The sequence below is a fragment of the Rhizobium sp. CC1099 genome (assembly GCF_029714385.1).
Lineage (GTDB): Bacteria > Pseudomonadota > Alphaproteobacteria > Rhizobiales > Rhizobiaceae > Rhizobium.
Genome location: NZ_CP121642.1, coordinates 721,543 through 734,262, shown reverse-complemented (window position 1 = coordinate 734,262; position 12,720 = coordinate 721,543). Strand labels below are relative to the sequence as shown.

Annotated in this window: 12 protein-coding genes and 2 pseudogenes; 3 read left to right on the top strand and 11 right to left on the bottom strand. The window is 56.4% G+C overall.

Going from position 1 to position 12,720, the window contains the following annotated elements; all coding sequences use genetic code 11:
* Nucleotides 1-82: 82 nt before the first annotated feature.
* The 3 genes from QA644_RS24705 to QA644_RS24695 all read right to left on the bottom strand — a co-directional run bounded on the left by QA644_RS24705 (nucleotide 83) and on the right by QA644_RS24695 (nucleotide 3,217).
* Nucleotides 83-1,228, bottom strand: a complete 1,146-nt coding sequence (locus QA644_RS24705) for a HoxN/HupN/NixA family nickel/cobalt transporter (protein WP_283073678.1) — start codon at nucleotides 1,226-1,228, stop codon at nucleotides 83-85.
* A 79-nt stretch (nucleotides 1,229-1,307) separates the two neighbouring features.
* Nucleotides 1,308-2,342 (bottom strand): DUF4331 family protein, encoded by a 1,035-nt coding sequence (locus QA644_RS24700; RefSeq protein WP_283073677.1) that lies wholly within the window; start codon nucleotides 2,340-2,342, stop codon nucleotides 1,308-1,310.
* Between the two features lie 53 nt (nucleotides 2,343-2,395).
* Nucleotides 2,396-3,217 (bottom strand): alpha/beta hydrolase, encoded by an 822-nt coding sequence (locus QA644_RS24695; protein ID WP_283074017.1) that lies wholly within the window; start codon nucleotides 3,215-3,217, stop codon nucleotides 2,396-2,398.
* Between the two features lie 412 nt (nucleotides 3,218-3,629).
* On the opposite strand from QA644_RS24695, the gene QA644_RS24690 reads away from it, so the two are divergent.
* Both QA644_RS24690 and QA644_RS24685 read left to right on the top strand, forming a co-directional pair.
* The gene (locus QA644_RS24690) at nucleotides 3,630-4,022 is read left to right on the top strand and encodes a response regulator (protein ID WP_283073676.1); all 393 of its coding nucleotides are present in this window, start codon (nucleotides 3,630-3,632) and stop codon (nucleotides 4,020-4,022) included.
* Between the two features lie 99 nt (nucleotides 4,023-4,121).
* Nucleotides 4,122-4,304, top strand: coding sequence for a hypothetical protein (locus QA644_RS24685; protein WP_283073675.1), 183 nt, complete (start codon nucleotides 4,122-4,124; stop codon nucleotides 4,302-4,304).
* Between the two features lie 40 nt (nucleotides 4,305-4,344).
* Here the strand turns inward: QA644_RS24685 and QA644_RS24680 are convergent.
* A pseudogene (locus QA644_RS24680) lies at nucleotides 4,345-4,472 on the bottom strand (IS3 family transposase); the annotation flags it as partial.
* Between the two features lie 652 nt (nucleotides 4,473-5,124).
* Here QA644_RS24680 and QA644_RS24675 point away from each other — a divergent pair.
* A pseudogene (locus QA644_RS24675) lies at nucleotides 5,125-5,285 on the top strand (IS3 family transposase); the annotation flags it as partial.
* Nucleotides 5,286-5,418: 133 nt separating this feature from the next.
* Here the strand turns inward: QA644_RS24675 and QA644_RS24670 are convergent.
* From QA644_RS24670 to QA644_RS24640, 7 genes are all read right to left on the bottom strand, one after another.
* Nucleotides 5,419-6,201: an ABC transporter permease gene (locus QA644_RS24670; protein WP_283073674.1), complete on the bottom strand. Its 783-nt coding sequence runs from the start codon at nucleotides 6,199-6,201 to the stop codon at nucleotides 5,419-5,421.
* The gene (locus tag QA644_RS24665) at nucleotides 6,182-6,928 is read right to left on the bottom strand and encodes a phosphate ABC transporter ATP-binding protein (protein ID WP_283073673.1); all 747 of its coding nucleotides are present in this window, start codon (nucleotides 6,926-6,928) and stop codon (nucleotides 6,182-6,184) included. Before QA644_RS24665 ends, QA644_RS24670 begins: the two co-directional genes overlap by 20 nt.
* A gap of 398 nt (nucleotides 6,929-7,326) precedes the next feature.
* Entirely contained in the window at nucleotides 7,327-8,064 is a 738-nt protein-coding gene (locus tag QA644_RS24660; RefSeq protein WP_283073672.1) for an SDR family oxidoreductase, read from the bottom strand.
* A gap of 210 nt (nucleotides 8,065-8,274) precedes the next feature.
* Entirely contained in the window at nucleotides 8,275-8,730 is a 456-nt protein-coding gene (locus tag QA644_RS24655) for a hypothetical protein (RefSeq protein WP_283073671.1), read from the bottom strand.
* A gap of 833 nt (nucleotides 8,731-9,563) precedes the next feature.
* A complete protein-coding gene (locus QA644_RS24650; RefSeq protein ID WP_283073670.1) occupies nucleotides 9,564-10,334 on the bottom strand; it encodes an SDR family oxidoreductase in 771 nt (256 codons plus the stop codon).
* Between the two features lie 57 nt (nucleotides 10,335-10,391).
* On the bottom strand, nucleotides 10,392-11,696 hold the full coding sequence (gene hisD / locus QA644_RS24645; protein WP_283073669.1) for a histidinol dehydrogenase: 1,305 nt from the start codon (nucleotides 11,694-11,696) through the stop codon (nucleotides 10,392-10,394).
* 52 nt (nucleotides 11,697-11,748) lie between these two features.
* A complete protein-coding gene (locus QA644_RS24640) occupies nucleotides 11,749-12,714 on the bottom strand; it encodes a VOC family protein (RefSeq protein WP_283073668.1) in 966 nt (321 codons plus the stop codon).
* Nucleotides 12,715-12,720: the final 6 nt, after the last annotated feature.

Below are 12,720 nucleotides of genomic sequence, written 5' to 3'. Positions count from 1 at the left end.
GGGCACCTTCCAGCTATGGTCCGGCGTTTTACCATTCGATTCTTGTTTGCAATTGACCGGCTAGGCGAGAGAATTTTGGTCGTTAGACTGCGTCGTCCGAGGCGGAAGGCGCGGCAACGGACCTAAGCGCCCCACCCCCGCCAATGTCAGAGTCAACCACTTTCCAGAGTAGGAAGGCCACGATCCAGGTCGCGCCGAACATCAGCGCGATCACGAACCCCATTGAATTCAAGTCAACCGCGGAGATGGTGTCCCAGAACGCTCCGCGTAGATCAAAGCGATCAGTAAGTAGGCCCAAGAACTCGACAGTCCCGATCAGCAGTGCAGCAGCAACAGACAGCCCAGTGACGACCAAATTGTAATAGATGCGCCGTGCGGGATTTACGAGCGCCCAGCTGTATGCTGCGTTCATGAACGACCCATCGATCGTATCCATCAGGGACATACCGGCGGCGAAGAGAATTGGGAGGCAGAGAACCGCATACCATGGGAGGCCGGAGGCGGCACCTGAACCCGTCAAGATCAGCAACGTGATTTCTGTTGCAGTATCAAAGCCAAGCCCGAATAGCGCGCCAACAAGAAACATCTGCCATGGCTTGCTGACCAGACTCATGGTTCTACCTAATAGCCTGCTGAGGAGGCCACGCTTCCGCAGCTTGTGCTCGAGATCTTCCTCAGGGTGGTCCCCTGCTCTCACCTGCTGAAAAAGTGTCCAAATCTCGTAAAGCACAACTAGATTCAAGGCAGCCACCAGATACAGGAAGCCCCCAGAAACGACGGTTCCTATCAATCCCGTTATCGCGTGAAGACGGGAGTTCTCATCGAGGACTGGAGCCGCAACGGCGTGAATCCCCAGCGCGAGCAGCACTGCGAGGGCGAAAACGATGCTTGAATGGCCGCATGAAAACCAGAACCCTACGGAATGAGGACGCTTGCCCTGCCGGATCAGTTTCCTGGTCGTATTGTCGATTGCTGCAATATGGTCGGCATCGAACGCATGCCTGACGCCGAGCATGTACGCCGTCAGGCCCGTGCCGATGCCGAACGCCTTTGTGCCCAAACCGATATGTTGAGGTGCCACGATGGCGATGATCGTGAACCATCCGATGACATGCAGGAGGATTATGACAAGGATCACGCCTGCGAGATCGCTACTCAATTTCCACCGGTTCGGAAGTCGAAGGAGGGATAGTTTGGACAGTAGGCTCGCAAGGGCATTCGCCAGCATGGTATTTCCTCGTTGGGCGTGGGCACACGTGAAGGCTTCGACAAGGGGCCCACCAGGTTCGGCGAGCCCCTCACGCGAGCTAGCTGATCGCCGGCATATAGGGAAAGGTTTTGCTGGGCTTTGATGACACCGACTCTTTGCCAATTCCTAGGCTGATCGGGGTGTTGGATGCCAGCGAGAACATGACGTCTGGCACGTTATCGGTAAGCGATCTCCCGTTCCAGTCCGAGAAGCCGAAGACTGCTTGGGTGCCAACCTTGTAGGGGAGCATGTTCGGGAGGAGCCGCTCGGCAAAGCGTCGTGCGTAGCCCTTGGGATCCTCGGAGGTACCGTAGGCAGCGACCACCCCCGCGACCGACTTGATAACCGTGTCGGAGTAGATAGCGAAGTCGTCGGATGGACAACCAGCGTTCAGCCGGTTGCCGAGGTCTTCGTTGAACTGTGTGAAGAGCGGTGGCAACATCGGCAGGCCAACTCGGTTCACAGAGCGCCAACCGCCGGCGTCGGTAGCGAGAGTAGCCACCGCCCATATACCGATTTTTCCATTCATGTTGTCGGCAGCCGCGAGTTCAGCGTCCGGAATCTCCAGAACGATCGAGTACACGGAATGGCCGGCGAAAAGGTTCTTCGCCTTGGCCGGATCCCACGTCGACAGATCGGCCTTGGTGCCGTCCTGGAAGGCATGGCCAACAGCATGCAACACGTCGGGTTCGATCCAGAAAGGGTCTCCCGCGCGACCGGCCCATACCTTCAAGCCCGTGTCGGTCTTTACGATCTGGTCGGTCATCCCCGCGGCGACAAAGTCACCCCGAGCGTCTGGATTCACCGCGTCGTTTCCGGTGACGCGTCGCAGGACCCAGCGCTGTTTGGCCTCTTCGTCGCGATCATCGAACGTGAGCCGATAGGTCACGTTCTCCACCGCGTCGCCATCAGTATCGATCTTGAATTCGTACATCCCCTCGGGGTGGTATCCCGGCACAGGGATTTCTCCAAAAATGGAGTGACAAACGTTGATGGCAAGGACAGTGCCCATTTCACCTCGAAATGCGTAGAGATCGGTAATGTCCAGTCGGATGTCCTGGCGAGCAATTGGGGAGTCTAGATGATGAGACATGGGTTCTCTTTCTAAGGTTTAATAGCGGTGGTTGATGCGGCGTCCGCACCTCCTCACCCGCGAATGAAGGCCAGCAGGTCGTGATTCAAGTCGTCGTGACGGGTGATCGGGAGACCATGCGGCGCGCCCTTGTAGATTTTGAGGGTCGCATTCGGGGCGATCTCGGCTGAACGGATACCTGCGGCCTTGATCGGCACAATCTGATCGTCGTCGCCATGGATGACCAATGTCGGAATTGTCATTTGTCTAAGATCGTCGGTGTAATCGATCTCGGAGAATTCATGAATGCAATCATACTGACCTTTGACGCCGCCGAGCATGCCCTGAAGCCAGAACGACTCTCGGACACCTTCCGAAACTGTCGCTCCCGGGCGATTGAAGCCGAAGAAGGCCATGGTGAGGTCCTTGTAGAACTGCGAGCGATCCTCCAGGACCGACTTGCGAATGCCATCAAACACGGCGATGGGGGTTCCGTTGGGATTTTTCTCTGTCTTGAGCATAAGAGGCGGGACTGACGAAACGAGAACCGCCTTTGCTACACGCTTCGTACCGTGCTTTCCAATGTAGTGCGCGACTTCGCCGCCACCCGTTGAGTGACCCACCAGTACTGCGTTCTGGACATCGAGGTGCGCAAGAATTTCAGCATAGTCGGCGACATACTGATCCATGTTATTGCCTTCCCAAGTCTGATCGGAACGGCCATGGCTGCGGCGGTCGTGGGCGATTACACGGCAGCCGTTCGAAGCCAAGAACTGCATCTGGCTGTCCCAAGCGTCGGAGGACAGCGGCCATCCGTGGGAGAACACCACCGGTTGCCCCTTCCCCCAGTCCTTGTAGTAAATCTGCGTTCCATCTTTCGTGCGGAAGTATGGCATCGATGACTCCTGTCTGGCATTGTTGGCAGGGGCTAGATGCCCCGAAACTGCATCGACGATCATCTTTTCCCGCGACGGGAAATGCATCTATACAAAGGTGTAGGCCCCAACGGTGCGTTGGAATTCGTATCATGTTTAGCGTTTTTAATCAGTTACTTACTCTTCAGACCTAACTGGAGGTGTAGCCCATCCCAGACCAAAGCATGGCGGCGGCAAAATCCTCTGGATAGTCAGGCTGCCGTGTCATGCTTAGGCGCAGTCCATCTCCGCGCGCCAGCTAACGAGTTATGAATTCTGGTGGACTATTCGTGCCACACCATTCGAGAAGCGGTGATAGACTCTCGTATGGTATTAAAGCGCTTATTTTTCGCTGATGTTGACTTGGCAGCAACGAGTTCTGAAAGTCGAGGTCATGGCACAGAAATCCGCAGTAGCGATCGTCGATGACGACGAGTCGATCCGAGAGGCTTTGATTGACCTTCTCGACTCGTACGGCTTCAAGAGCCGCTCGTTCAAATCTGCGGAACAGTTTCTTACTGACGCAAACAGGCGGTCTATCTCCTGCATGCTGCTCGACGTAAACATGCCGGGACGAACCGGAATCCAGCTACAGAGTCTGCTCGTCAGCGAGCCGAACCCGCCTGCAATGATTTTTGTCACGTCCTGCCAAGATGAGCGCACATATGCCGCAGCTATGAAAGCCGGCGCGGTGGCATTCCTCGCCAAGCCCGTCAACGTCCCGTTATTGATGATGGCGCTCGAAAAGGCATCAGACCAGGGCGACGCTAAGTCCATCGGGCATTGATATCCTGGAGCACTAGCCAGCCTAAACGTATGTATGATTTATCTCATCGAACCACCGCGTAATCTATCAATTCAACAAATCAAACGCGAGGAAGCGATCATGTTCACATTCAGCAAAGTGGCGATCATAGAACGCGACAACAAGGTCTCGGTTACTATTGGTATCCACGATACCAATGAAAATTGCCGCTATACACTATCGCTGGCCCTTGCACGGGAGGAGAACCCTATGACTGTCAGGGAAAGAGGACACCGTGTTATCGATGCTTCTATCATTCGTTAGATAATCTCCGGTGTGTTTGCAGACCAAGTCGCGGACATATCGGGACGATCTTCTCCTGAGATATAGTGGCAGTCAGCGCACCTTGCGTTGCGAGCTTGCGACAGGCGAACACTTCGGCTGAATGGCATGCCATCGAGCACCGATGCTGATCGTGACATCAGGCTCGTACGCCACTTTGGAGAAAGGGGGCTATTCGAATTTCAGTGTGGAACCGCCGGGTTGACTCGGTCTCGCTGTTTCCGACGTTTCATCACGAAGTTGCACTATGATCCTCGCCAGCGATTGACCGCCACTGCGGTCTCGACGTCTCATAGAGACATTGGCTCGATCATGTTTCCTTGCAGACCATTTCCATTCCATATCGCTGCTGCGACGATGACGTCGTCTTTCTTCGCGACGTTCGCCGGGTGTTCTCGGCGGCGGTTCGGACCGCGTATGCAAATACCGTATCGAATGGCATTGCGCTGAAACAGAACTGCCTGATCTCGTCAAGCGGCGGTTCGCCGGAGGCATTGTAGATGCTTGGATCCTGCATTGCGCGACCTTGGAAGGTATGGACCTCAGGAAAGCCACACCCGATGAACGATTGGCCTTCGGTACGCGCCAGGGCCTGGAGCGACGTCGCAAGGGTTTGATCGGACACAGCGAGTGGCGCGATACGCGGATGCCACCGCTTTGTTCGCGTGGCGATAAGACCCTCGCAGGCAACCGCCACTTCCGTCTCACCGGAGACGAACTGACCTGCATCTTTCGAATGTACGGCCGTGAAGTCGCGCTTTTCCTGCCTGAGATGACAGGCAACGCCGGAGAAGTCCTGAACGAGATTCTCCGCGAAGCCCTTTCCAAAGCCCACTGAAAAAAACCGATATCGCGGCCGATCTTGTTGCCGAAGGGCTGTTCCCGATGAAGACGGCGGCGCAAGTCCTGGGAGTATCGCGGTCCAAGCTAGCTGAAAGTCTGAAGGGCATAGCAAAGCCTCGTGGACCATACCTCAAAACTGCCGAGTGATCGCTGGCAGCGACGGAGCCCGGCATCTCGCAGTCGGAGCGCTTTAGGCGGATTAGGACAGGGCAAGAAAGAGGCGTGCCTCCGGGTCTCGTATCGCAATAGGGAGCTAAGACCGCAAGACGAGCTGGCCAGCCAGTGAAAACGCGCGACGCTGCATCAGGGCAGTAACACCCATACCGGAAATCGCAGAGGCAACAAGGATCATAGCAACAATAACGAATTGATATACCCCGGCGTAGAGTGGGCTCGCGCCCGATACCATCATCCCGGCCATGACACCCGGTATCCATACCAGCCCGAGCGACTTCAACATATCCAGCCGCGGCAACAGACTTGCATAGACAGCCGTCTGCACGTATGGCGACACGCTCACTGCTGGCGTTGCGCCAAGACAGAGAGCTGCTTCGACCTGCCCTGCATGGCTGACGACATCTGCCTTGAAACGCTCCATTGCTTGGGCGCAGGCGTTCATACAGTTGGCGATGATCATGCTGCCAACTGGCACCAAGACGCCAATGTTCGCGTCGAGTGCCTTGATGAGAAGCATAAAGAGGATGGTTGCTCCACCGCCGGCCCCAATGGAGTATAAGGCTATCTCAAACGCGTAGGGCAGTTCCTTGAAGCGACGAGAGGCGGTTACGGCCGCCGCAACGATCATACCCATGAGAATGACGGCACCAATGAGCAGGTTCCCCTTGAGTAAGACACCCAGCAAGACGCCAACGAGAGACATCTGAATTAAGCCGCGTACAAGGGAAACTGCAGTTTCGCGCGCCACTTTGACGTCGAAGTAGCGACAGAGTGCCACGGTGCCAAGCGACAGAAGTACCGCGGCGGCGGCTTGCGCTAGCCCGATCAATACCTGATGACTAAACAGATCCGTGAGCATCCAAAACCTCTTGTGTCGCGGCGATAGTGACCAGCTTCCCCGCAGCCATATACATTGTCCGTTTGGCCATCCTGACGGCTTGCTTGGGATTGTGAGTGACCATGATGCACGTCAGGCTGTCAGCGGTGCTGATTTCCATCACGAGTTCCTCGATGGCGCGGCCGGAGACCTCATCCAAAGCCGAAGTCGGCTCGTCTAACAGGAGGATAGTGGGCTTGTTCGCCAAAATACGCGCGAACGACACGCGTTGCGCCTCCCCGCCGGACAACGTTTCGACCTGGTGATCACCGTACCCTGCGAGACCAACCTTGCTCAGCAGCTCATCGATGCGATCGAGGCTGAGGCTCTCGTTGCGCTGAGCAGGTCCGTAAGACAGATTATGTGCGACGGTGCCGGGAAAGAGGTTAGCGCTTTGCATGACCATGCCAACCCTTTGCCGAAGTTCAGATGTTGGAAAGCTTCGGAAATCCGTTCCCTGAATCCGGACGGTTCCGCCGGTTGGCTCGTCCAGGCGATTTAGTAGCCTGAGAAACGACGACTTTCCCGCCCCGCTAGGTCCTGCGACAGCCAAGATCTCTCCCTCAGTCACAGCGACGGACACATCGCCGACAAGCACCCTGCCTCCTGCTTCTCTGGTGAGACTCGTTGTTTGTACGGCGATCGCGGGCGCGATTGAGAAACTCTCACTTCCACTTGCGTCGACGACTAGACTGCTTGCTTCAGACATTGTCAGTTCTCCGTACGGCAATCGAGGTAGATAGGTCAGGGGTTCTGGTTGCCGTCAGCTTCTTGGTCAGCATTGATTGCGTTGCGTATCTCGACACCCTGGTGGTTCAGCCGGGCAGTAAGCGCCTTGTTGGACTGTATCAAGCCTGGATAGATTGGATCGCATCGGGAGAGCGCTGTTCGGAGACGGGACCATCAGATAGATCCCCTCCTGCCAGTCGTAGAGGTACTCGATATCAAAGTTCCCTTGCGAATGCTCGGAACGTCTTTTCCAGTGCCGAACGGCTATTGACGAAGAGGTTGTCAGAACGGCTAACATTCGAGAACGCTAGAAGCGCGGTTGTCCTTCACGACGCCCTCTCGGCCGTCGTGAAGCTACAGAAGCAATCCCTGAGATTATCAGCACATCCCGCCGTTGGCGCGGACGACCTGACCGTTGATCCAACCGCCCTGAGGTCCAGCAATAAACGAGACAACGCCGATAATGTCATCGGTCTGACCGATGCGCTCTAGCGGGTTCATCTTAGCCATGCGCGCGATGACTTCCTCGCTCTTTCCTTCAAGGAAAAACTCGGTCGCGACTGGACCCGGAGCAACAGCGTTGACCGTAATGTTCCGGCCTCGCAATTCCTGAGTGAGTACCTGGGTCATCGCCTCAACGGCTGCCTTGGAAGCAACATAAAGGCCGTAGGTGGGCAGCCGCATTCCGATCACGCTCGTAGAGATATTGATAATGCCACCACCACTGCGCACCCGCTTTGCCGCCTGGCGGCACGAATTGAAGGTGCCCTTCACGTTGATCGACATTGTCTTATCGAACATTTCGTCCGTGAATTCAGCGATCTTCGCCAAGTCCAGGACACCGGCACTATTGACCACAAGGTCAATTCCGCCAAATGCCTTCTCCGCCTCATCGAACAGTCGCGCAACAGCGAGCGATTTCGCAACGTCCGCCTGCACAGCGATCGCTTCCCCGCCAGCAGCCTTGATGTTTGAAACTACTTTGTCGGCAGCGCTAGCGCCCCCAGCATAATTCACAACAACCTTGTAACCGTCCTTAGCTAGACGTTCTGCGACAGCGGCACCAATGCCACGCGAGGAACCTGTGACGATTGCAACTTTTGCATTTTCACTCATGATTGATCCTTTCTTAGGAGTTGATGGCAAGGCGCACCGACACTCTATGGGGAGCCAGCCTGGATTAGGTGAGTGGGTGTAGTTACCGGCCGGATGCCTTTTGCATCCAGTCGAGTTGGATTACTTCGGAGAAAGGCTCATGCCGGACGACAGCGGGGTTCAACCACACGCAGGGCGTCTGGCCAGCGTATTGCTAGCAAGTTGATGCCTTTACCAACCATATCCCGGCCCGAACGGACCATCGAAGTTCCGGAAATAGGGACCCCAGCGGTTCCAGTCCCAGTCTGCGTCAGCGTAGGTCTGTGCCGCGAGTAATTGGCGGTTCGCAATCTTCTCCTGAAGCTGCGTCTGGCGGTAGGTGTCATATGCTTTCTGCGTGCCGACATAGAGGCAGTTGCAATTGACAGGATCAGCATAGACGTAGTTGACGGTGTTCCCGCGGGTCCGCTCGAGAAACTTATTCGGCGGCAGGCGTTTGAGCATTACTCGGCGTTGCGGCGTATTCGCAGGCCGCTGGACAAAGCCGGCCGCTGCAAGCTTGTCTTCCTTGGTCTCGACGTTGCTCGTTGTCGTCGAGCATGACGCGAGCATGATCGATGCAGCCACGGCGACGAGGTAGCTAAGGGAAAATTTTTCGTGTTTCTTGCACACGATCTGTGACGACACGTCCGCTCTCCTTGTTGGTCCTGTACCTGGACCCCAAGATGCATTCTCGGCGAGCCGTTGGGAAATCATACACAGGGTGGATCGGCGCTAGACCTAAGTGTAGTGTGTCACCGGCGTCGGTCTGCTCACCCCTGTGGTGCTTAGCCTAACGAAGGCTTTCGCCATCGGCTTGTCTTCTTCCGAAGAAGCGTGCGCTGCGGCATCTTCGGCTCGATTTGCGTCTATCATTTCAACATATCGCGACCGAAATGGTAGCGCTCGATCCTAAAATCAGGAGCCACCAGCTGCAGAATTGACAGCTTCCCGTCATCGCGTTCTCACCTGGTCGTGGATGATATGTGTGACTTCAAAGTGAGAGGGCGGGACGCCGGTTACGTGTCAAGACTCACAGCTAACGCCACTATACCAGGGTCTAGTAGCGAGCCCCATCGACGGAAAATATCGTAGCCGCGCACTACCAACCCGACACAAATAATCTGTTTTGAAAGATGGCGTAAATGACGGCGTTTTTTGGCACTTTGTATGGGCCCCTCGATACCGATGTTATCAACGACGTTCTTCGAGACTGGAGAGAGACCCGATTCTTGGAACCGAGAGATCCGGACGTTGCGTTATCTGAGGCGATCCTGGTGCGTCTGTTTCGTGACGGGCATCGGACACGTGACAGCCTGACGAGAGCCGCGGCACGGCATAAGTGGTTTTCCGAGCACTATTTTTAGAAAAGTTTTCGGGGCCCCTCGCGGGGTGGTTGCAGGCGCGCATGCTGATAGCTAACGTCAATTGACGACCCCGAGGTCCAAAGTCCTTTTTCGCCTGGTTTCGTCGTCTCCTTTTTAATCTGCGGTCCATCCTCCGTCGAGCATAAGTGCCGAGCCGGTCATCAGGGCTGACGCGTCACTCGCGAGGAAGACGATCGGAGCCATCAGGTCCTCAACCTTCCCAAGACGGCCCAGTTTGATACGCGACAGAACATCCTTCTTGAACTCTGCATTCTCGAAAAACGGCTTCGTCATCGGGGTTTCAATGAAAGTAGGGCAGAGCGTGTTGACCCGGATTTGATGTTCGGCAAGCTCCAGTGCCATGCAGCGGCTGAAACCCTCCATCGCCCATTTTGTAGCGCAGTACAGGGACCGGCCCGCGCTTCCGACGTGGCCCATCTGCGATGACATGTTGATGATCGAGCCAGCAATTCCGGCCGCTATCATTCGCTGCGCAACCGCCTGGGCGGTGAAATACGCTGCACGGACGTTCAGGTTCATCATCAGATCGAAGTTATCTGGGGAAGCCTCCACGAACGGACCTGGCCGATTGGTGCCTGCATTGTTGACGAAAACATTGAAAGCGGGTGCAGAGAAGATTGCCCCGCGGACTGCATCAAGATCTGTCACGTCTAAGACCAGTGTCTCGACCGCCAAGCCAGCCTCTCGCATGGTATCCGCTACCCTGCCAACGCCGTCAGCGTTGAAATCGCACAGCGTCACGGTCGCACCCGCGGAGGCCAATGCGGTTGAAGCGGCGAGGCCCAGACCTCCGCCCGCGCCCGTTACAAGCGCACGGCGGCCGTCAAGCCTGAACGAAGGGGTCACAGGCAGTTGTATCGTCATTGTCTCGTCCGTTCTCTGATCTTGGGGGAAGCGGACGCCTGATCGGCGTCCGCGTGGTCACTCTGCTGCGGCGGCGTAAGGAATGTTACGGCCGCCATATCGGCGAACTCGAATATTCGCTTGCTCGGCATGGCCCGCGAAACCTTCGAGCATGCAAAGTCTTGAGCAGTACTCGCCGATCATCGCGGAAGCCGCGTCGGTGGTCACCCGTTGGAAAGTGCAGGTCTTGAGGAACTTGCCCACCCAAAGTCCGCCGGTGTATCGGGCCGCTCCGAGCGTTGGCAGCGTGTGATTGGTGCCGATGACTTTGTCGCCGTAAGCGACGTTTGTGCGCGGACCAAGGAAGAGCGCACCGTAGTTGGTCATGTTTGTCAGGAAATAATCTGGATCGCGCGTCATCACCTGTACGTGCTCAGAAGCGATGCGGTCGGCCTCCCGCACCATTTCCTCGTAACTGTCGCAGACGATTACTTCGCCATAGTCCTCCCAGGCTTTGGCCGCAACGCCGGCTGTTGGAAGAACCTGTAGAAGCCGCTCGATCTCCTTAATCGTTTCCTCCGCAAGCTTGCGCGAGTTCGTCAGAAGGATCGCAGGCGAATTGGGTCCATGTTCGGCCTGCCCCAGAAGGTCGGTGGCGCACAATTCACCATCGACAGTGTCGTCTGCAATGACGAGCGTTTCCGTGGGGCCGGCAAAAAGATCGATACCGACACGACCATAAAGCTGGCGCTTAGCTTCGGCGACGAATGCGTTACCTGGACCAACCAACATGTTCACGGGAGCGACTGTCTCGGTTCCAAGGGCCATTGCGCCGATAGCTTGGATGCCGCCGAGGCAGTAAATTTCGTCTGCTCCGGCAAGGTGCTGTGCCGCGACGATCGCCGGGGCTGGTTTGCCTTGATATGGGGGCGCGCAGGTCGCGACGCGCTGAACACCGGCAACCTTAGCCGTGATCACCGACATGTGCGCCGAGGCGAGAAGCGGATATTTACCGCCCGGAACGTAGCAACCGACAGAATTGACTGGAATGTTGCGGTGGCCAAGGACCACACCGGGCAGTGTCTCGACCTCGATATCCACCATAGAAGCGCGCTGCTTCTCCGCGAAGTTCCGAACCTGAGCCTGGGCGAACTTGATGTCTTCTATATCACGGCTCGAAAGTTCGGACATGCACGCCCGGATTTCGGCATCTGTCAGTCGAAAGTCTGTTCGATCCCAGTTGTCGAAACGGACAGACAGCTCGCGCACTGTCTCGTCGCCCCGTTTTTCGATATCGGCGAGAATGGTCTCGACGGTCGCGCGGACTTTTGCCTGATCTTCTGCACGCAGTTCGGCCGAACGGCCACGTTTGAGGAATTCCATCGTGATGATCTCCGTGGATTGAATGATGACAGATTGTAGGTGCGTTCAGTCGTTAGAGCTGACGGTCGCCTTCGTAGTTGACCGTGAAGTCTTTGGGCGGCGTTGGCCCCCAGATGTAGAACGCGTCTTCAGGCGCATGGTCCGCCGCCGGCCAATCGTAGTCGGCGGAGACGTAATCGATGTCGGCCGAATACTCGGCGTAGCTTCCCCACGGATCGCGAACGTAGTGGAAGTAGTTTGAGCCGAGCACGTGACGACCAAGGCCCCAGCCTTTGACGAAGCCTTTGTCTGCCATCTGCATGGCTCCCAGTCCGATTTCGTTGATCGAGCCAACATCCCAGCTGAGATGATGCAGACCCGGCGCATCGGATTTGGCGAAGGCGACAAGATGATGATCACTGCCGTGGACGCCATGCAGGAAGGCGATTCCGTCAGCAGACCGGTCGGAAAGTCTGAGACCCAGGACCCGGCAGTAGAACGCTACGGCTCTGTCGACGTCCCGTGTGAAGATCAGGATATGCGCAAGGCGTCGCGGCTGGACCACTGGGGCCTGTGATCTTAGAGGAGCCCCGGCCTGATTAGCCGGAACCGATACGCTTGTGAAATCGGACTTCTCGTTTGGCGATGTCTTTTCCGCAACCCGGATCTCAACAATGTTGCCGTCGTGGTCACGAAACCAGATTCCGTTTGAGTGGAAGCCCGGTGGAGGATCGATAAGAGCCTGCCCGCTGGTCTCGACGTGTTTCCGGAATGTGTCGAAGTCATCCTCGAACACGCCAAATGAGAGATGGCTGAGCCTTTTGCGCGGTCCCTCCGTCAGGCTTCCCCAACAGTGCGTATGATCGTGTGTGTAGAGACCGAGCGAATTGCCCTCCTCCCGAACATCCAGACCAAAAGCGGAGTAGAAGTCGCTTGCAACGCGCAGGTCAGGAACCTGGATGTTGAAACTGTCCATAGAATGGATGCCGAGTACTCCCGGCCTCCTTACCGCATTCACGAAACCTTTTATCGCCGTCATTGAAGC

Excerpts from the sequence above, each read along its gene's own strand:
- QA644_RS24705 (WP_283073678.1), bottom strand. The coding sequence starts at position 1,228 with ATGCTGGCGAATGCCCTTGCGAGCCTACTGTCCAAACTATCCCTCCTT.
- QA644_RS24700 (WP_283073677.1), bottom strand. The coding sequence starts at position 2,342 with ATGTCTCATCATCTAGACTCCCCAATTGCTCGCCAGGACATCCGACTG.
- QA644_RS24695 (WP_283074017.1), bottom strand. The coding sequence starts at position 3,217 with ATGCCATACTTCCGCACGAAAGATGGAACGCAGATTTACTACAAGGAC.
- QA644_RS24690 (WP_283073676.1), top strand. The coding sequence starts at position 3,630 with ATGGCACAGAAATCCGCAGTAGCGATCGTCGATGACGACGAGTCGATC.
- QA644_RS24685 (WP_283073675.1), top strand. The coding sequence starts at position 4,122 with ATGTTCACATTCAGCAAAGTGGCGATCATAGAACGCGACAACAAGGTC.
- QA644_RS24670 (WP_283073674.1), bottom strand. The coding sequence starts at position 6,201 with ATGCTCACGGATCTGTTTAGTCATCAGGTATTGATCGGGCTAGCGCAA.
- QA644_RS24665 (WP_283073673.1), bottom strand. The coding sequence starts at position 6,928 with ATGTCTGAAGCAAGCAGTCTAGTCGTCGACGCAAGTGGAAGTGAGAGT.
- QA644_RS24660 (WP_283073672.1), bottom strand. The coding sequence starts at position 8,064 with ATGAGTGAAAATGCAAAAGTTGCAATCGTCACAGGTTCCTCGCGTGGC.
- QA644_RS24650 (WP_283073670.1), bottom strand. The coding sequence starts at position 10,334 with ATGACGATACAACTGCCTGTGACCCCTTCGTTCAGGCTTGACGGCCGC.
- hisD (WP_283073669.1), bottom strand. The coding sequence starts at position 11,696 with ATGGAATTCCTCAAACGTGGCCGTTCGGCCGAACTGCGTGCAGAAGAT.
- QA644_RS24640 (WP_283073668.1), bottom strand. The coding sequence starts at position 12,714 with ATGACGGCGATAAAAGGTTTCGTGAATGCGGTAAGGAGGCCGGGAGTA.